Genomic DNA, 18490 nt, shown 5'->3' with positions numbered 1-18490 from the left:
CATGGCGCATAGTTGTCCTCACCACGCCAGGTCCAGCGCCATATGCCAGTTGCTCTTAACCGCTTCACCACCTTGCTCGACCAGGCCAGACGCGCCTTGCTGCTGGTCTGGGGCACCTCTCGCGGTCTGTTCCTGGGGCTGGTGCTGGCCACCCTGATCGCCGGGGTACTCCCGGCCCTGGCCGCCTGGCTGGGCCAGCGCATCGTCGATGCGGTGGTGTTCGCCATGCAGTTGCACGCGCAGCAGGGCAGTGCGCCGTTGTGGCCGGTGGTGCGTTATGTGCTGTTCGAAGCCGGCGTGCTGGCGTTGCTGTCCGGGACCCAGCGGGCGCTGTCGGTGCAGCAGTCGCTGTTGCGGGTGCAGCTGGGGCAGAAGGTCAACACGATGATTCTGGAAAAGGCCCAGACATTGTCGCTGGTGCAGTTCGAGAATTCCGAGTTCTACGACAAGCTGGTGCGGGTACGGCGCGAGGCCTCGACCCGGCCGTTGGCGCTGGTGATGAAGTCGTTGGGGCTGATCCAGAACCTGATCGTGTTGATCAGCTTCGGCGTGTTGCTGGTGCATTTTTCGCCGTGGGCCCTGGTGCTGTTGGTGGTCGGTGCGTTGCCGGTGTTCTTTGCCGAAGCGCATTTTTCCGGGGATGCCTTTCGCCTGTTCACCCGTCGCGCGCCCGAGAGCCGGCAGCAAAATTACATCGAGACGCTGCTGTCCCATGAAGGCTATATCAAAGAGGTCAAGCTGTTCGGGTTTGCGCCGCTGCTGTTGAAGCGTTATCGCGACACGTTCGCCCGTCTCTATGCCGAAGACCGACGGTTGACGCTGCGGCGTGATGGCTGGGGTTTCGTGTTGGGCCTGCTGGGCACCGCTGCGTTTTACCTGGCCTATGCCTGGGTGGTGGTCGACACCGTGCACGGAAGCATCAGTCTCGGGCAGATGACCATGTACCTGGTGTTGTTCAAGCAGGGGCAGACGGCGGTGAGCAGCAGCCTCAGCGCCATCAGCGGGCTTTACGAGGATGGCCTGTATCTGTCGAGTCTCTATGAATACCTGGCCGAACCGGTGGTGGTCGATACCGGCAGCCTGACGGTGGGCGCGGTGCCCGGCGATGGTTTGCGTTTCGAAAACGTCGGTTTCCGTTATCCGGGCGCCAGTCGGGCCGCGCTGGAAGGCATCGATCTGCACCTGGTGCCTGGCCACAGTGTGGCGCTGGTGGGGGAGAACGGTTCGGGCAAGACCACGCTGATCAAACTGCTGGCGCGTCTGTACCGTCCCGATCAGGGCCGCATTCTGCTGGACGGCAGCGATCTGCAGGCGTGGGAAGAAGACACCCTGCGCCGCCGCATCGGCGTGATTTTTCAGGACTACATCCGTTACCAGTTCTCGGTCGGCGAGAACATCGGCGTCGGCGACACCTTGGCCTTCAACGATGAACAGCGTTGGCACGCGGCTGCCGCCGAGGGCATGGCTGCGCCGTTTATCGAGCGTCTGGATCGCGGTTATGCGACCCAGCTCGGGCGCTGGTTCGCCGGTGGGCAGGAATTGTCCGGCGGGCAATGGCAGAAGATCGCCTTGTCCCGCGCCTACATGCGTCGCGAGGCCGATATACTGATTCTCGATGAGCCGACCTCGGCGCTCGATCCGGCGGCGGAAGCGGCGGTGTTCGAGCATTTCAGCGAGCACACCGAAGGCCGCATGACGCTACTGATTTCCCACCGCTTTTCCAGCGTGCGCAATGCCGATCACATCATCGTGCTGGATCAGGGTTCGATCCTGGAGCGGGGGGATCACGCCAGTCTGGTGGCAGCGGGCGGGCGCTATGCGCAGTTGTTCAATTTGCAGGCCAGGGGTTATCGCTGAGCCTCAGGACTCCTGAGCGCGTCGGGACACTGCCGGCCCGGCGACCTGGGCCGGCGGTGTCGGCTGGATCAAGCTGTCCAGTGCCTTGCGGTAGGTCTGCCCACCCCGGCTCATGCTGTTGTTGTGCGATGCGCCGGGCACCAGCAACAGGCGCTTGGGTTCTACGGCCGCATTGAATAATTGCTCGCTGAAGCGCGGCGGCACGTAGCGGTCGTCCAGCCCGTGGACCACCAGCAACGGCATGTTGATCCCGGCGATCTTGTCGATGGAATCGAATTTCTGCGACAGCAGCCAGCGCACCGGCAGGGACGTGTTGGCCATCGCGGTGGCAACGTCGGCCAGAGACGTGAAGGTCGACTCGATGACCAGACCGCGAGCCGGCACCGGTGCCCGTTTTTTTGCGGCTGTCTGGCCCAACTCGGCCGCCAGGTCGATGGCCACGGCGCCGCCGAGCGAATGGCCGTAGATCAGCCGTTTGTTCGCGTCCGGTTGTAGCAAGGTGAAGCGTTCCCAGGCAACCCGTGCATCTTCGTACACCGTGGTTTCCGACGGCAGGTCGCCGTGACTCTGACCGAAACCGCGGTAGTCGATGGCCAGCACCGAATAGCCCAGTGCCTGCAGTTGCTGGATGCGAAACAGCTGCCCGGTGAGGTTCCAGCGTACGCCATGCAGGTAGAGGATCGCCGGCGCATTCGCCCGTTCCGCCGGCCACCACCAGCCATGAATGCTTTGCCCTGCCTTGAAGCTTTTGGGCTGCAGCTCGAACTCCTGGACGCTGCTCGGCAAGCCGCTGTACCAACTGGCATTCCCCGGTTCGATGCGGAACAACAGCTCCCGTTCCTTATGCTCCAGCACTGCGCAACCCACAGGCAGGCCGACGACCAGCGCGGCCATGCACAGCAGCGCCAGCCAGCGTCGGCGTAGACAAGCGAGGAGGGAAGCGGGCATCGGGCGGTCCCCGGTAAAAACTGAAGTTCGGGTTTTAGCAGAAGCGTGCGCAGGGCGGGAAAAATTTCGACAGCCGTTCACCCTTCTCTGTAGGAGCAAGCTTGCTCCGGGCGGCGTTCCGACGATGGTCGTCAACGATAACGTTGGAAACCTGACACCCCGCGGCGTTCTCAGGTTTTTCGCGAGCAAGCTCGCTCCTACAGGGTTCAGGGTCGTTTCAGGATCGGGGTCAATCCACCTGCAACACAATCTTGCCAATGTGCTCGCCCGCTTCCATCCGGGCATGCGCCTGGGCGGCCTGGTCCAGCGGATAAACCTTGTCGATCATCGGCAGGCAACGTGGTCTGTAGATAGGACCGCGTCGTCGCGCGGTAGATCAAAAGATCGCAGGCTGTAGCTGTAGCTGTAGGAGCCAGGCTTGCCGGCGAAGGCAATCTCACGGACGCTTTCGCCGGCAAGCCTGGCTCCTACAGCAACAGCAACAGCAACCGGCTGCGATCTTTTGATCTCATGGCATTTGCGGCAGTTCCTGCGGGCGCAGGTCGAACACCAACACCTCGGCATCCACACCCTTGCTCAAGGTCAACAGCTGTTCATCGCGAACCCGCACCCCATCGCCTTCCTGCAACGGCACGCCGTTGAGTTCGACGCTGCCACGGGCCACGTGCACATAGGCATAGCGATTCGCACCCAGCTCCAGGCTGGCGCTTTCCTTGCCGTCGATCAGGCCGGCATACACCCGCGCATCCTGGCGCACCTTCAGCGACCCCTGTGTCCCCTCAGGGGAAATGATCAGTTGCAGGCGGCCGCGTTTCTTCTGCGTGCTGAAATGCTCCTGCTGATAACGCGGTTTGGCGCCGCTCAGTTCCGGCACGATCCAGATTTGCAGGAAATGCACCGGCCGGGTCGCCGAATGATTGAACTCGCTGTGTGCGACGCCACTGCCGGCGCTCATCAGTTGCACATCGCCGGGGCGGATCACCGAACCGGTGCCCAGGGTGTCCTTGTGTTCCAGGGCGCCTTCGAGCACATAGGAGAAAATCTCCATGTCACGGTGCGGGTGCTGGCCAAAGCCTTTGCCTGCCGCCACGCGGTCATCGTTGATCACCAGCAGGTCGGAAAATCCCTGCTCTTTCGGGTTGCGGTAGCTGGCGAAGGAAAAGGTATGAAAGGACTTCAACCAACCGTGATTGGCGGCGCCGCGATCAGAAGCCTTGCGAAGGGTCAGCATGATGAAGTTCTCCTGTGGGGACGTTGATTCGTCCGAGTGAGGAGAAGGTTAATGGTTACTGGTGGGTGCAATAAGTAGGTTGAAATTGAAATACTGTCGCGTTGTGGTTGACAGTGATCGACGGCTGATCAGGTATTCTTACCCGATGCTGCATTCCTCAATACCATGCGCATGCCCCTGTGGGAGCGAGCTTGCTCGCGATAGCGGTCTGACAGTCACCATCATGGTTCCCTGTGAAACCGCTATCGCGAGCAAGCTCGCTCCCACAGGGATCTAGTACCACTCAGCAATCCATTTTTGACCTCAGTGATTTGAACCCATGAAAACCGTGGCAATGGTGTTGTTCCCCGACTTTCTCCTGCTCGACATGGCCGGGCCCATGGAAGTGTTTTCCATCGCCAACCGTTATCTGCCGCAGGCCCAGCGCTATGAGTTGTCGACCATCGGCACCGAACACGGCGCGCTGCGGGCCTCCAACGGCGTCAGCGTCCAGGCCGACCGGCACATCGATCAGGCCAGTGGGGCCTATGACCTGTTACTGGTGCCCGGCGGTCCCGGTGCCTATAACGAAAAACATCCGCCGTTGCTTGGCTGGCTGCACGGCGCTGTCAGCCGCGCAGGCCGGTATGGTTCGATCTGCACCGGCGCCTTCGTGCTGGGCCATGCCGGCCTGCTCGACGGCTACCGCGTCACCACCCACTGGCATTACACCGAGCGGCTGATCAAAGGTTTTCCCAAGGCAAGGGTGGAGACCGACCAGATCTACGTACTGGACCGCAACCTCATCACGTCTGGCGGTGTCACGGCCGGCATCGACCTGGCCCTGGCGGTGGTCGCCGAGGACCATGGCAAGAAAGTCGCCCAGGACGTGGCCAAGGTGTTGCTGGTGGTGATGAAACGCCAGGGCGGGCAGGCGCAATTCAGTCCGTTGACGGCCGCCGTCGCGCCCCAGGAAACGCCGGTGACCCGGGTGCAGAACTATATGCTCGAGCATCTTGATGAAGCCTTCAGCATCGAGCGCATGGCCGGCTTGGCCACCATGAGCCCACGCCATTTCGCCAGGGTCTTTGCCCGGGAAGTGAACATGACGCCCATGGAGTTTTTGCAGAGTGCGCGAATCGATTGCGCCAGGAACCTGCTGGAAACCAGCGACCTGCCACTCAAGACCGTGGCCTTCAAAAGTGGCTTCGGTAGCGTGCGGCACATGCGTTTCCTGTTCAGTGAAAAGCTCGGCCTGACCCCGACCCAGTACCGCGAACAGTTCAGCTAGAGCGCTCTTGTCCGTTATGCGCACCCTGATGGCCGCGACGCTCCCACTGTGGTGGTTGTACCGTCACCGAGGCCTGCCAAGATAGCGCTGAACTCTTTGCGATGGAGATGCGGGAGCCTGGATGGGCGCGTGCGATGGAGCGTTGCTGCACTGCGCGCCGGCCAGGTTTCGGCACGAGAACGTGCATGAATAGCCTCACGGATTTGAACAGCGAAGCGCTGCTGCGATTCGGCCCCTTTGTGTTCCACCTGCGCCAGCGACTGGTCTTGCAGGGTGATCGGCCGTTGCGCATGGGTGGCCGGGCCCTGGATATTTTGCAGGTGCTGGTGGAGCGTGCCGGCACAGTGGTCAGCAAGGACGAGCTGATCGCGCGGGTCTGGCCGACGTCGGTGGTCGAGGACATCAACCTGCGGGTGCACATTGCCGCGTTGCGCCGGGCGTTGGCCGACGGCCAGGACGGGCAGCGTTATATCGTCAATGTTCCACAACGCGGCTACAGCTTCATCGCGCCGGTACAGAATGAACCGGAAGGTGCGCCGGTCTCGCTCCAGACGCTGCAGAATACCCGGCACAATCTGCCTGCGCGGCTCTCGCCGGTGACCGGTCGCGACTCGATCGTCGGCAGCCTGGTGCGGCAGCTGCCAGTTCGCCGGCTGATGACCCTGGTCGGTCCCGCCGGCATCGGCAAGACCACCGTGGCATTGCGCGTGGCCGAGTTGTTGTTGCAGCACTATCAGGATGGCGTCTGGCTGATCGACCTGGCGACGATCGATGACCCGGCGCTACTGGTCGATCATCTGACCCATGCGCTCGAACTGGACGTTGGCACCCGCCTTGAAGTGTTGGCGCAACGGCATACATTGCTGCTGCTCGATAACTGCGAACACCTGCTCGAACCCTGCCGGACTTTGGTCGAGGACCTGCTGAGGGCAGCGCCCCGGTTGTCGATCCTGGTGACCAGTCGCGAACCGCTGCAGGCGCTGGGGGAAACGGTGCAGCGCTTGCCGCCCCTGGCGGTGCCGCCGGTTTCGGTGTTGCACAGCGTGACCGAGGTCATGGGCTACTCGGCGGTGCAGTTGTTCGTCAGCCGTGCCCGCGCCCGTCAGCAAGGCTTTACCCTGCGTGAACAGGACCTCCAGGCCGTGGGGGAAATCTGTCGGCGGCTCGATGGTTTGCCCCTGGCCATCGAACTGGCGGCAGCGCAAATCGACGCGTTGGCACTGGTCGGTCTGCAAGCCCAGCTCGACAATTGTTGTCAGCTGCTGACCCAGGGTCGGCGCACTGCGGTGCCACGGCATCAAACCCTGAAAGCGGCGCTGGACTGGAGCTATGCACGGCTGAGTCCGGTGGAGCAGGCCGTTTTGCAGCGTCTGGCAGTGTTCAAGTGGGCCTTTACCCTGGAAGCGGCAATCGGCGTGATCGGTTGCGCGCAACTGCTGCCTGGCCGCCTGGTCGAAGTGATCGAACGCCTGGCGCTAAAATCCTTGCTGTCGCTGGAGCAGGGCAACGGCGTGACTCGTTACCGTTTCCTCAACACCACTCGCAGCTACGCCCTGGAAAAACGCCAACAGGAGGGTAACGCTATTCAGTTAAGCGCAATGCACTTCCCTGTAGGAGCGAGCTTGCTCGCGATGGTCGTTAACGATAACGCGTGTTTACTGGCTAAACGCGGCGCTCTTGTGTCCATCGTCGGAACGCCGCCCGGAGCAAGCTCGCTCCTACAGTTAAGCGCATTGCGCATAACTGACGGCATTACAACAGGAGGTGGGAGGTGCGTGCCTTCGAAATGCACTACGCCGCTCCATCAGCCGGGCGCGCTGGACTTCAAGCGGCCAGATGGCGCTGCAGGCGGTCGAGTAAGCGACGGGCCGTCGTCAGGTCCGGTGTGGTAAAGCCTTCGGTGAAGCGTTGATAGATCGGCGCCAGCAGCTCATAGGCGTCACCGTAACGGCCCTGACGCTGCCACACCTGTGCCAACGCGGTGGCGCTGCGCAGTTCCCAGGCCAGGGCACCCTGGGTTTGTGCCACGTTGAGTGCCCTGATCAATAACACCTCGGCCGCTGTGGTTTTCAGCGAGCAGTCTTCGCCTGGCAGCGCTTGCGCCCTGGCCCGCAGAATCTCCGCCGTGCTCCAGCCTGCGGCGCCGGTATCGGCCCGCTGCAGCAAGGCGTCATCGACGAAACTGCTGTCCAGCGTGACCATGATGTCCTTGATCAACCCGCTGCCCGGTTGTGGCAGCGGCCGCGCTTCGGTTCGGTCGATGACCTGCGCGTAGTGGCGGGCCCAGGTATAGAACAGCAGCACCGAATGTTTTTGGGCTTGCTCCAGCAGCAGGCGCAACAGTTCGCGGGCGGTTCGGGTGTCGCCGTTGTAGTGGGCGATCGGGCAGCCGGCCAGCGCCAGGGTGTAGCAGATGGAGGTGCCGTGGTCGATCTGGATCGCGATATCCAGCGCCTGACGGGCAGTGCGCCAGGCCTGCTCCGGTTGGCCCTGCAACCAGAGAATGCGCGCCAGGATGGTCAGGGCGGCAACGCTCTGGTCGTACTGCACGCCGAAACCATGGGTAAAGCGGTTGAGGTGCCCGCTCTGGGCCATGCGCTGCAGGACCTGTTCGGCATTTACCCGTGCCGCTGGCTGATCGCCGGCGAAGTGCAGGGCCAGCACCCGCAAGCGCTGCGCGCTGAGGGACAACAGCGCATCGCCCTGCAACCCCAGTCGGTCGAATTGTCGGCTCTGCTCCAGCGCCGTTTGATAGTTGGCGCAACCGAGGTTGACCGCCATGTGCCCGGACACCGCTCGCAGTTGACCGTCCAGGTCGTTGCACGAATTGGCCAGCGCCAGGGCGTTAACGAAGGCTTCGACCGTTTCCGCCGTACCGCCCTGGGTGTGGTAGCACGAACTGCCAAGGGCCAGCTTGAGGGTCATTTTCAGTTGCGCACAGCGCTCGGGTGCGGCGTCGAGCAAGGCCAGCGCCTTGCGCACATAGGCCCCGTGTTCCTTGAGCAGCGACAGTTCCTGCCACAGCGGCGTGGATGTCGCGGCCAGATGGATCGCCAGGGTCTGCGGTCCTTGGGCAGTCAGGCCCCAGTCGAGGGCCGAGCGAATGTCTTCCAGGCTGCGGGCATAGCGCTCGATCCACAGCCTGGTCGTGATCAGCTCCCAGTCGTGCCGGGCCTGACGCATCAGGGTCAGACAGTGTTCGGCATGGCGTTCCCGGGTGCCCTGCACATCGGCGGCCTGGTCGAGTTTCTCCAGGGCATAGCTGCGTGTGGTGTCGAGCAGACGGTAAAACACTTCTTCGTCGCCCACTTCCACGTTGAGCAGCGATTTGGCCACCAGTTGCGTGATCGAGCCAAACACCTCGCGGGGTTCGATGTGTTCGCCGACAATTACCGCCGCCGCCGACGCCAGGGTGAAGCCACCCCGGAACATCCCCAGTCGGCGCAGGCAGGTCTGCTCGCACGGGCTGAGCAGTTCGAAGCTCCAGTCCAGCGTGGCGCGAAGGGTTTGATGGCGCCCCGGCGTCGAATGACCACATTGGGTGAGCAGGCGAAAACTGCCTTGCAGTTGCTCCAGCAGACCGCCCAGGCCCTGGCTGCCGACCTGCGCCGCCGCCAGTTCGATGGCCAGCGGAATGCCGTCCAGACGACGGCAGATTTCAATCGCCAGGGGCAACTCGTCATCGGTCAGTTCGAAGCTGTCATGGCTGGCCATCGCCCGCTCGACGAACAATTGCAACGCAGAAAAGCCCAGGGCCTGGGCGCGGTCGGCGATGGGGGGAGGGCAGTCCAGCGAGTCCAGGCGCTGGACGTATTCGCCTTCGGCCCGCAGGCTCTCGCGGCTGGTGGCCAGGATATGGACCTGGGGTGCGCCGCGCAGGATGCTTTCGCTCAGTAGCGCGACGGCGTCGATCAGGTGTTCACAGTTATCGATCACCAGCAGCATCTGCCGCTCGCGCAGGCACGCCGCGAGGCCGCTCGTGGGTTCGGCATCGTGCAGGGACAGGTCAAGCAATGTCGCCAGGTGGTGGGTGATCACAGACGGGTCGTTGATCGGTGCCAGGTCCAGCAGGCGAATGCCGTCCCGATAGCGCCCGATCAGTTGTTCGGCGACGCGCAACGCCACGGTGGTCTTGCCGATGCCGCCGGGGCCGACCAGGGTGATGAAGCGCTGGCGCGCCAGTTGCACCACCAGACTGTCGACCAATGACTGGCGCCCGATCGGGCGGGTGCGGCGCACGGGCAGGTTGTGGCCGCTCGGTGGGGGGGCGTCGTTGCCGGGAGGGGGCGCGACCTGCTCCAGTGAATAGGGCGCTACAAAACTGTAGCCACGCTGGGCGACTGTGACGATGTAGCGCTGGCCGGCCTGACCATCGCCGAGGGCTTTGCGCAACGCTGCCATGTGCACACGCAGGTTGATGTCTTCCACAATGCTTTTTGGCCAGACCCGGGCGATCAGCGCTTGTTTGCTGACCACATTCCCGGCGTGTTCCAGCAGTATCAACAGAATGTCCAGGGCGCGCCGGCCAAGGCGCAATGGCTGGTCGGCCTCCATCACCAGGCGCTGGCCGGGGTAGATCCGGTAGGGGCCAAAATGGATGGCCTGTTCGGGGGAAAGGGTCAACGGGGCACTCCGCGGAAATCAACAACGACTCGTACTGCGTCAGGTCTGCGGCCAAAACTCTCCTATCAGGGCTGATGCGTCAAGAGCATGCCTGCGATCGCGCGGTGCGTCTGGTGTAGCGCATGAGCCACTGCATCGCCACGCGAACCACCTGCGTACCGATAATTGTGGTCAACGCCAAACCCTGTAGGAGCCCGGCTCGCCGGCGAAGGCGTCTTCAAGGGCGCTGCAAGGCTCAAGGCCGCCTTCGCCGCGGTGCGGCGATCCGACAAGCCAGCTCCTACAGGATCAGCTGCGTACCGATGGGTTGTGGTCAACGCCAATCCCTGTAGGAGCCCGGCTTGCCGGCGAAGGCGTCTTCAAGGGCGCTGCAAGGCTCAAGGCCGCCTTCGCCGCGGTGCGGCGATCCGACAAGCCAGCTCCTACAGGATCAGCTGCGTACCGATGGGTTGTGGTCAACGCCAAACCCTGTAGGAGCCCGGCTTGCCGGCGAAGGCGTCTTCAAGGGCGCTGCAAGGCTCAAGGCCACCTTCGCCGACAAGCCTGGCGCCTACAGTTTGGTGCGGGGGAGGGCACGCAAGGTCTGACAGCGCCAGGCAAACGGATTGATGCCCTCGCTGCGGGTGAAGTTATGGCAGAAATGCGCCTGGTCGCAGAAGCCGCATTCCAGGCTTATCTGCGTGAGCGTCAAGTCAGTGTTGCGGATCAGCTGTTTGGCCCGCGCAATGCGCTGGTGACGAATCCAGTCCTGGGGCGAGAGGCCGGTACTGCACTTGAACGCGCGGGAGAAATGACTGCGCGAGAGCGCGCAGGCCTGGGCCAGTTCGGTCACTTCCAGCGGCTCACCGAGGCGGTCGAGGATCAGTTGCTTGACCAGGCTCTCGCGCCACGGGGTGAGGCCGCCGGTATTTTTCTTGGTTTCAGTGCCGGGCGCGCGAGCGGCGCTTTGCTGAAATTGAGCCATGGCAGATGTCCGTGTCGGTGAGATTCATTCTTGTTCTTGGGCGCTCTGGCAGGCGAGTTAAACGTTGTTAATTCTTCGTTTGTAGCGGGCGGTCTTGAGCAAAGTCAGACACACTCTTCGGCCCCGTGCCTGGCTGAACACACAACGGAACCATACCTATGAACCGTAACGATCTGCGCCGCGTCGACATGAACCTGCTGGTGATTTTCGAGGCCCTGATGTTCGAAAAGAACCTGACCCGTGTAGCGGAAAAGCTGTTCATGGGCCAACCGGCGGTGAGTGCGGCGCTGGGACGATTGCGCGATTTGTTCGACGATCCGTTGTTGCTGCGCAACGGTCGCGGGATGGAACCGACGGGGCGCGCGCTGGCGATTCTCAAAGAGTTGCAGCCGGCGATGGATGTCATTTCCGGGGCGGTCAGCCGGGCGAAAGAATTTGATCCGGCGACGAGCCGCGATGTGTTTCGCATCGGACTGTCTGACGATGCCGAGTTTGGATTGTTTCCGCCGTTGCTGCGCCAGCTGCAGGAAGAGGCGCCGGGGATCGTGGTGGTAGTGCGTCGCGCCAATTATCTGCTGATGCCGGCGTTGCTGGCCTCGGGAGAAATATCCGTAGGGGTGAGTTACACCACGGAGTTGCCGGCGAATGCCAAGTGCAAGACGTTGCGGGATATCCCCTGCAAGGTGCTGCGCGGGGACAAACGGCCGGGGCCGCTGACGCTTGACCAGTACTGTGAACGGCCCCATGCGATGGTGTCGTTCTCCGGTGATCTGAGTGGCAACATTGATCTGGACCTGGCCAAGATCGGGCGGTGTCGACGGGTGGTGCTTGGGGTACCGCAATTCAGTGGGTTGCGGGCATTGCTGGCCGGGACGGAGATGATTGCCACGGTTCCCGATTATGCCGCGTGCGCGTTGGTCGAGGGTTGTGCCTTGCGCGCAGAAGATCCGCCGTTTCCGATCGAGGCGGCGCAGCTTTCCATGGCATGGAGCGGGGTGCATGACAATGATCCTGCGGAGAAGTGGTTACGATCGCGGATCGGTCAGTTCATGTCTGAGCCGCTGAACATCCCCACCTGAAAAAGAGCACGTACATCCAATTTTCCCCGCCTCCACCCCGGCACTATCAAACCCGGTCCCGGCGCATCGACGCCGGTAGTTTCTGATTTGTTTCACCAGCATCCTTATCTCCGGGCCGGCTGGCGTTCAATGTTCGTCTCTGTGGAGCCTGGCGTCATGCCTGAAGTCAATCGTTTCGAAGAAGTCGTGACCCTGGTCATCAAACACCGGGTCAAGGCCGGGTTCGAGGTGCCTTACGAAGCCTGGTTGCGCAACATCGTCAGCATTGCCGGTCAGCAGGAAGGGCACCTGGGGGTGGATGTGATGCGCGGCAAGAACGCCGGCCTCGACCTGTACACCTGCGTGCTGCGTTTCTGCTCCACCGAGGCGATGCAACGCTGGCTCGATTCGCCGCAACGCCAGACGCTGGTCGAGCAAGCCACGCCGATGCTGGCGGACGGCGACCAGACCGAGGTCAATCCGGTCAATGAATTCTGGTTCGCCCCCCAGGCCGATGCGGGTTCGCCGCCGCCACGCTGGAAGCAGGCCGTGGTGACCCTGCTGGTGATTCTGCCGCACACCCTGCTGGTGCCGCTGATCTGGGGACCGCTGCTGCAGCTCAACCCGTTCCTCTCGCACTACGTGGTCGCGACGTTCCTGATCACCCTGACCATTGTGGTGTCGGTGGTGTACCTGTTCATGCCGATGGCGACGCGCCTGTTCGCGCCCTGGCTTTCCTCTTCCACTCAGCCTAAGGACACGCGATGAGCGCCGATCTGATTTTATTCAATGGCCAGTTTCATACCGTTGACCGGGAAAATCCGCGTGCCAGCGCCGTGGCCATCAGCGACGGCCGCTTCGTCGTGGTCGGCACCGACGCCGAAGCCATGGCCCTGCGCGGTTCGGGCACCCAGGTCATCGACCTCAAGGGCCGCTGCGTTATCCCTGGCCTCAACGACTCCCATCTGCATCTGATCCGCGGTGGCTTGAACTACAACCTCGAATTGCGCTGGGAAGGCGTGCCGTCGGTGGTCGATGCGCTGCGCATGCTCAAGGATCAGGCCGACCGTACGCCGACGCCGCAGTGGGTGCGGGTGGTGGGTGGCTGGAACGAATTCCAGTTCGCCGAAAAACGCATGCCGACCCTGGAAGAGCTCAACCAGGCGGCGCCCGACACGCCGGTGTTTGTGCTGCATTTGTACGACCGCGCCTTGCTCAATCGCGCAGCGTTGCGCGTGGCCGGTTACACCCGCAATACGCCGAACCCGCCGGGCGGCGAGATTGTGCGCGATGCCAACGGCGAGCCGACCGGCATGCTGGTGGCGCGGCCCAACGCGATGATTCTGTACTCGACCCTGGCCAAGGGGCCGAAGCTGCCGCTGGAATATCAGGTCAACTCGACCCGCCAGTTCATGCGCGAACTCAACCGTCTGGGCCTGACCAGCGCCATCGATGCCGGCGGTGGTTTCCAGAACTATCCGGACGATTACCAGGTGATCGAACAGCTGGCCAAGGACCAGCTACTGACCATTCGCATTGCCTACAACCTGTTCACCCAGAAGCCCAAGGAAGAGCTGACCGACTTCAAGAACTGGACCAGCAGCGTCACATTGCACCAGGGTGACGATTACCTGCGGCACAACGGCGCCGGGGAAATGCTGGTGTTCTCGGCGGCGGATTTCGAAGACTTCCTCGAACCGCGCCCGGACCTGCCACAGACCATGGAAGACGAACTGGAACCGGTGGTTCGCCATCTGGTCGAGCAACGCTGGCCATTCCGCCTGCACGCCACCTACGACGAATCCATCAGCCGCATGCTCGACGTGTTCGAGAAGGTCAATCGCGATATTCCGTTCAATGGCTTGCCCTGGTTTTTCGACCATGCCGAAACCATCACCCCGCAGAACATCGAGCGGGTGAGGGCGCTGGGCGGCGGGATCGCGATCCAGGACCGCATGGCATTCCAGGGCGAATATTTCGTCGAGCGCTACGGTGCCAAAGCCGCCGAAGCCACGCCACCGATCAAGCGCATGCTGGCCGAAGGGGTACCGGTCGGCGCTGGCACCGACGCCACGCGGGTGTCCAGCTACAACCCCTGGACCTCGTTGTACTGGATGGTCAGCGGTCGCACCGTCGGCGGCCTGGAACTGCACAGCGAAGGACTTTCCCGCCAGACCGCGCTGGAGTTGTTCACCCATGGCAGCGCCTGGTTTTCTTCCGAACAGGGAAAAAAAGGCATGATCAAGGTCGGCCAACTGGCTGACCTGGCGGCCCTGAGCGCGGACTTTTTCAGTGTCGACGAAGAAGCGATCAAGTGGATCGAATCGGTGTTGACCGTGGTCGGCGGCAAGGTGGTGTACGCCGCCGGTGATTTCGAAAAACTGGGGCCCGCCAGCGTGCCGGTGCTGCCGGACTGGTCGCCGGTGGTCAAGGTGCCGGGCCACTGGCGCCCGACTTCGCCGATGCAGGCGCAGGTTCACCATTGCAGCGGGCCGTGCGCGGTGCACTCCCACAGCCATGAACGGGCGCGGTTGTCCAACGCGCCGGTCAGCGATTTCGCCGGTTTCTGGGGCGCCTTTGGCTGCTCGTGTTTTGCCTTCTGACCCATCCCAAAAACGCCGGCCCGCTGGACCGGCGTTCCAAGCGACAACCATCCACCGAGGAGTTTTCCATGAGCAACGTTCCCTACAAACGCCTGAACAAAGACGACGCCGTTGTGCTGTTGGTCGACCACCAGACCGGCCTGATTTCGCTGGTCCAGGATTTTTCGCCGAATGAATTCAAGAACAACGTGCTGGCCCTGGGCGACGTGGCCAAATTCTTCAAGCTGCCGACCATCCTGACCACCAGCTTCGAAAACGGCCCGAACGGCCCGATCGTGCCTGAGTTGAAAGAGCAGTTCCCGGACGCGCCGTACATTCCGCGTCCAGGCCAGATCAATGCCTGGGACAATGAAGATTTCGTCAACGCCGTGAAAGCCACTGGCCGCAAGCAACTGATTATCGCCGGTGTGGTGACCGATGTGTGCGTGACCTTCCCGACCCTGTCGGCGCTGGCTGAAGGTTTTGAAGTGTTCGTGGTGACCGACGCATCCGGCACCTTCAACGAAACCGTGCAGCAGGCAGCCTGGGCGCGCATGGCGGCGGCCGGTGCACAACTGGTGAACTGGTTCTCGGTGGCGTGTGAGCTGCAGGGCGACTGGCGCAACGACATGGAAGGCCTGGCGAACTTGCTGTCGCCGCGCATTCCCAACTACCGCAACTTGATGAACAGCTATTCGGTGCTGACCTCCAAATAAGAAGTTAACGCACACCCCTGTAGGAGCTGGCTTGCCAGCGAAGGCGGTATGTCAGTTAATACATGTGTCGACTGACCCACCGCTTTCGCTGGCAAGCCAGCTCCTACAGGGGAATGCGTGCACCTGCCATTCAACGCTTGTGCAACCACCCCAAAAACCCCCCTTTCTTGATCGGCACCGGCTTGGCCAACAATGCCAACCGGCTGTTCTGCTGCCGCACCGCCTGCAACTTGTTCAACGCCCGACCCACCTCGGCGCGCTGTTCCATGCAGCTGCGGGCCAGGGATTTATCGATCCGGTAAATGATGCACGAGGTCAACGTAGTGAACGTCGCCTGTGACGGCGTATCGGCAAGAATGCTCTGTTCGCCCATCACCTCGCTCGGCCCCATGCGGCCAGCTTCAACGTGCCCGCTGCCATCAGGCACGGTCGCGCTGACCACGCCCGTGGCGATGACCATCAGACTGTCCGGCACTTCACCCAGTTCCAGCACCACCTGACCGGCCGCGTATTGCTGTGCAACCATGCACTGAGCCATTTGATCGCGTTCCTCTTCGCTCAGGGAACGGAAGACTTTCACTTCATCGAGCAATGCCCGGGCGCGGGTCGAGGGCTCGATCACGCCATCGAGCTGCCGGGAAATACCCGCCGCTTCCAGGTGCCGATGGGCCAGGTCAAACAGTTGATTGCGCACTTCGCTTTTTTTGCCCAGCTCGGTGATAAAGCCGCTGGCCACGTATTCGGACATGCTGTCGCCGGCTTCCTTGAGCACCGCTTTCGGGGCCGGGTTGAGCAGCAGACTGCTGCTGCCCTGCAGCGTGCGATCAAGCGCATCGAGCACCCGACGTGGACGAATGTGGTTGGGCACCCGAATGCTGATCGACACGCCATGCATGTTGCTGGGACGACTCAGGTTGACGATCTTCGCCTTGGCCGCCACCGAGTTCGGCACCACTGCCGTGCTGCCGGCACTGGTCAGCAGGTGGGTGGCGCGCCAGTCGATGTCCAGCACCTTGCCTTCCACGCCGTCGATCATGATCCAGTCATCCACCTGGTAGGGCTTGGTGGTGTTGAGCACGATGCCGGAAAACACATCGCTCAACGTGCTCTGCAGTGCCAGACCGACCACGATCGCCACCACCCCGGACGTCGCCAGCAAGCCTTTGACCGGCAACTCCAGCACATAACCGGCCGCTGCCACAATGGCGATCAGAAATACCAGCGCACCAATGACATCCTGCAGCAGGCGGCCGCTGTGACCGATACGACGCATCAGCACCAGGCCGATGACTTCGGTGAGCACCCGCGCGGCGTACAGCCACCAGAGAATCCCCAGCGCCGTGGCACCCAGTTGGGACACGCGATCATCGGCAAACACCGGCGCCTGCAACGGGCTGACGCCGGCGTTGATGATGAGCGCGCTGAATATCAGAAACAGTGCCAGACGCACACCGACGCGCAGGACGCGATGTTTGAACGGGGCGAGGTGCCAGAGCAAGGCATCGATCACCAGCAGCAGGGTGCTCCAGGACAGCAGGTGAGCAAGCAGGAAGGACATGGGAGACTCCGGCGGCAAGAGGGTTGCTTATCAAGTGAAGCGTGCTTTGTGACACAGATTAATAGGGTGTTGGAAAGGGAAAAAGCGGCTATAAAGGGTATGACTGTCAACCTGGACGTGACAATGAACCCTTTCGAAGACATGCGTATTTTTTGCCAGGTCATGGACTCGGGCAGCTTCACGGCTGCCGCCGATCAATTGGGTCTGTCCAAGCAGTTCGTCAGCCGGCGGCTGATGCAGCTCGAAGAACGCCTGGGCGTGCGTTTGCTCAACCGGTCTACCCGGCGCCTGGACGTCACTCCCCTGGGGCAGAGTTACTACGAGTCGGCCTTGCGCCTGCTCGGTGAAGTGGAGCAGGTCGAGCAGGGTATCGCCGGCCAGACCGCCGAGCCGCGGGGCACCATTCGCGTGAGTGCGCCGTTGTCATTCGCACTGGCGCACCTGGGCTGTCTGCTGCCGCTGTTCTTGCAGCGATACCGCGACGTCACAGTGGAAGTCGACTTGAGCGACAGGCCAGTGGACCTTCTCAGCGAGGGCTACGACCTGGCCCTGCGCATCGGCATTCTGGAAGACTCGACGCTGATCGCCCGACGCATCGCCTCCATCGAGCGGGTGTATTGCGCCAGCCCGGCGTACCTGGCCGAACGCGGTACGCCGCTCAAGCCCGAAGATTTGCACAGCCATGACTGCCTGCCGTATGGCCATGGTCGTCAGGTGCAATGGCGATTCGCAGGGCAGGGCAAGCCGCTGGCGGTCAACGTCACCGGGCGGATGCGGGTCAACAACGGTGAGTTGCTCAAGGATGCAGCGATTGCCGGGATGGGGATTACCTACTTGCCGACATTCATTGTCGGCGCGGCGTTGAAGGATGGCAGGCTGGTGCCGGTGCTGGACGATTTTCGGCCTGAGCCGCTGACGTTATCGGCGGTGTATCCGCAGCATCGACAAGGGTCGAGGCCGGTGCGGGCGTTGATCGAGTTCTTGCGCGAGCGGCTGGATCGGGCTGACGATATTTTATAGAACAAGCTCTTTCCAATGTGGGCGAGACCGGCTTGCCGGCGAAGGCGGAGTGTCATCCGGCATTGAAGTTGTCTGACACTGCACTTTCGCCGGCAAGCCGGTCTCGCTCCCACAGGGGGCTGCGGGGCTTATGTGATTACTGTGTGTCAGGACCTTTTGTCATCGCCTGGCTCGCCACCGACATGCACACCGTGATCGTCGCCAACTTCGCCGGCACGATGAACGCCGTGGTCATCGCCAACTTCTCCTGAACGATGAACCCCATGATCATCACCCCGTTCGGTATGCGAGCCACTGCGACCGGAGGAGGAGTTGCCCGCATGCCCCGAGCCATGGTCGCTGCCGCTGTGGTCGCCGCCGCTGTGACTGCCGCCACTATTGCCGCCGCTGCCGCTTCCCCCATGGCCACCGCCATTGCCGCTGCCACTGCTTCCGCCACCACCTCCGTGGCCACCGCCGCCACCACTGCCGCCACCGCCACCGCCACCGCCGCCACCCCCACCCCCACCCCCACCCCCACCCCCGCCACCCCCTCCACCATCCTTGGCCTGAGCACTCGATATACCGGACAACCCGTCCGGCATCCATACGGTGGACGCAGACAGAACTGCGCCAATAGCCACCGCAAGCAACAGCTTTTTCATGTGCATATCGATCTCCGTC

General features: G+C 62.4%; 13 protein-coding genes and 2 pseudogenes. 8 read left to right on the top strand and 7 right to left on the bottom strand.

What is annotated here, in order from left to right:
* Positions 1-42: 42 nt before the first annotated feature.
* Positions 43-1857, top strand: a complete 1815-nt coding sequence (locus tag PMA3_RS17750; protein WP_064678399.1) for an ABC transporter ATP-binding protein — start codon at positions 43-45, stop codon at positions 1855-1857.
* A gap of 3 nt (positions 1858-1860) precedes the next feature.
* On the opposite strand, the gene PMA3_RS17745 is transcribed toward PMA3_RS17750, so the two are convergent.
* The 3 genes and pseudogenes from PMA3_RS17745 to PMA3_RS17740 form a co-directional block, all read right to left on the bottom strand.
* Positions 1861-2805: an alpha/beta hydrolase gene (locus PMA3_RS17745; protein ID WP_064678398.1), complete on the bottom strand. Its 945-nt coding sequence runs from the start codon at positions 2803-2805 to the stop codon at positions 1861-1863.
* 229 nt (positions 2806-3034) lie between these two features.
* Positions 3035-3145: pseudogene (locus PMA3_RS30900) on the bottom strand (zinc-binding dehydrogenase); the annotation flags it as partial.
* A gap of 168 nt (positions 3146-3313) precedes the next feature.
* The gene (locus PMA3_RS17740) at positions 3314-4036 is read right to left on the bottom strand and encodes a pirin family protein (RefSeq protein ID WP_064678397.1); all 723 of its coding nucleotides are present in this window, start codon (positions 4034-4036) and stop codon (positions 3314-3316) included.
* Between the two features lie 319 nt (positions 4037-4355).
* Between PMA3_RS17740 and PMA3_RS17735 the strand changes: the two genes are divergently transcribed.
* The gene (locus tag PMA3_RS17735; protein WP_064678396.1) at positions 4356-5306 is read left to right on the top strand and encodes a GlxA family transcriptional regulator; all 951 of its coding nucleotides are present in this window, start codon (positions 4356-4358) and stop codon (positions 5304-5306) included.
* A gap of 185 nt (positions 5307-5491) precedes the next feature.
* Positions 5492-6883, top strand: a pseudogene (locus tag PMA3_RS17730) (ATP-binding protein); the annotation flags it as partial.
* A gap of 247 nt (positions 6884-7130) precedes the next feature.
* Here the strand turns inward: PMA3_RS17730 and PMA3_RS17725 are convergent.
* Together PMA3_RS17725 and PMA3_RS17720 are read right to left on the bottom strand one after the other, a co-directional pair.
* Positions 7131-9929: an ATP-binding protein gene (locus tag PMA3_RS17725; protein WP_064678395.1), complete on the bottom strand. Its 2799-nt coding sequence runs from the start codon at positions 9927-9929 to the stop codon at positions 7131-7133.
* A gap of 550 nt (positions 9930-10479) precedes the next feature.
* Positions 10480-10893, bottom strand: a complete 414-nt coding sequence (locus PMA3_RS17720) for a helix-turn-helix domain-containing protein (RefSeq protein ID WP_064678394.1) — start codon at positions 10891-10893, stop codon at positions 10480-10482.
* A 158-nt stretch (positions 10894-11051) separates the two neighbouring features.
* On the opposite strand from PMA3_RS17720, the gene PMA3_RS17715 reads away from it, so the two are divergent.
* The 4 genes from PMA3_RS17715 (at position 11052) to ycaC (ending at position 15249) form a co-directional block, all read left to right on the top strand.
* On the top strand, positions 11052-11972 hold the full coding sequence (locus tag PMA3_RS17715; RefSeq protein WP_064678393.1) for a LysR family transcriptional regulator: 921 nt from the start codon (positions 11052-11054) through the stop codon (positions 11970-11972).
* A gap of 156 nt (positions 11973-12128) precedes the next feature.
* Positions 12129-12719 carry an antibiotic biosynthesis monooxygenase gene (locus tag PMA3_RS17710; protein WP_064678392.1) on the top strand — a complete coding sequence of 197 codons (591 nt, stop codon included), beginning with the start codon at positions 12129-12131 and terminating at the stop codon, positions 12717-12719.
* Positions 12716-14554 (top strand): amidohydrolase, encoded by a 1839-nt coding sequence (locus PMA3_RS17705; protein ID WP_064678391.1) that lies wholly within the window; start codon positions 12716-12718, stop codon positions 14552-14554. The genes PMA3_RS17710 and PMA3_RS17705 overlap by 4 nt, the downstream gene beginning before the upstream one ends.
* A 68-nt stretch (positions 14555-14622) precedes the next feature.
* A complete protein-coding gene (gene ycaC / locus PMA3_RS17700) occupies positions 14623-15249 on the top strand; it encodes an isochorismate family cysteine hydrolase YcaC (protein WP_064678390.1) in 627 nt (208 codons plus the stop codon).
* Positions 15250-15379: 130 nt separating this feature from the next.
* Here ycaC and PMA3_RS17695 read toward each other — a convergent pair whose 3' ends face one another.
* Positions 15380-16807, bottom strand: coding sequence for a mechanosensitive ion channel family protein (locus PMA3_RS17695; protein ID WP_064678389.1), 1428 nt, complete (start codon positions 16805-16807; stop codon positions 15380-15382).
* Between the two features lie 123 nt (positions 16808-16930).
* On the opposite strand from PMA3_RS17695, the gene PMA3_RS17690 reads away from it, so the two are divergent.
* Positions 16931-17827 carry a LysR family transcriptional regulator gene (locus tag PMA3_RS17690; protein WP_064678388.1) on the top strand — a complete coding sequence of 299 codons (897 nt, stop codon included), beginning with the start codon at positions 16931-16933 and terminating at the stop codon, positions 17825-17827.
* Between the two features lie 146 nt (positions 17828-17973).
* Here the strand turns inward: PMA3_RS17690 and PMA3_RS33440 are convergent, their stop codons facing one another.
* Positions 17974-18477 (bottom strand): hypothetical protein, encoded by a 504-nt coding sequence (locus PMA3_RS33440; protein WP_082930356.1) that lies wholly within the window; start codon positions 18475-18477, stop codon positions 17974-17976.
* Between the last annotated feature and the right edge of the window lie 13 nt (positions 18478-18490).

The sequence above is a fragment of the Pseudomonas silesiensis genome, from assembly GCF_001661075.1.
Taxonomy (GTDB): Bacteria; Pseudomonadota; Gammaproteobacteria; order Pseudomonadales; family Pseudomonadaceae; genus Aquipseudomonas; species Aquipseudomonas silesiensis.
The sequence above is the reverse complement of the archived record's forward strand: the minus strand, read 5'-3'. Positions and strand labels throughout refer to the sequence as shown.

What these genes read in the sequence shown, in the direction of transcription:
- PMA3_RS17695 (WP_064678389.1), bottom strand. Translation starts at nt 16,807, where the DNA reads ATGTCCTTCCTGCTTGCTCACCTGCTGTCCTGGAGCACCCTGCTGCTG.
- PMA3_RS17715 (WP_064678393.1), top strand. Translation starts at nt 11,052, where the DNA reads ATGAACCGTAACGATCTGCGCCGCGTCGACATGAACCTGCTGGTGATT.
- PMA3_RS17690 (WP_064678388.1), top strand. Translation starts at nt 16,931, where the DNA reads ATGAACCCTTTCGAAGACATGCGTATTTTTTGCCAGGTCATGGACTCG.
- PMA3_RS17710 (WP_064678392.1), top strand. Translation starts at nt 12,129, where the DNA reads ATGCCTGAAGTCAATCGTTTCGAAGAAGTCGTGACCCTGGTCATCAAA.
- PMA3_RS33440 (WP_082930356.1), bottom strand. Translation starts at nt 18,477, where the DNA reads ATGCACATGAAAAAGCTGTTGCTTGCGGTGGCTATTGGCGCAGTTCTG.
- ycaC (WP_064678390.1), top strand. Translation starts at nt 14,623, where the DNA reads ATGAGCAACGTTCCCTACAAACGCCTGAACAAAGACGACGCCGTTGTG.
- PMA3_RS17705 (WP_064678391.1), top strand. Translation starts at nt 12,716, where the DNA reads ATGAGCGCCGATCTGATTTTATTCAATGGCCAGTTTCATACCGTTGAC.
- PMA3_RS17740 (WP_064678397.1), bottom strand. Translation starts at nt 4,036, where the DNA reads ATGCTGACCCTTCGCAAGGCTTCTGATCGCGGCGCCGCCAATCACGGT.
- PMA3_RS17750 (WP_064678399.1), top strand. Translation starts at nt 43, where the DNA reads ATGCCAGTTGCTCTTAACCGCTTCACCACCTTGCTCGACCAGGCCAGA.
- PMA3_RS17745 (WP_064678398.1), bottom strand. Translation starts at nt 2,805, where the DNA reads ATGCCCGCTTCCCTCCTCGCTTGTCTACGCCGACGCTGGCTGGCGCTG.
- PMA3_RS17735 (WP_064678396.1), top strand. Translation starts at nt 4,356, where the DNA reads ATGAAAACCGTGGCAATGGTGTTGTTCCCCGACTTTCTCCTGCTCGAC.
- PMA3_RS17720 (WP_064678394.1), bottom strand. Translation starts at nt 10,893, where the DNA reads ATGGCTCAATTTCAGCAAAGCGCCGCTCGCGCGCCCGGCACTGAAACC.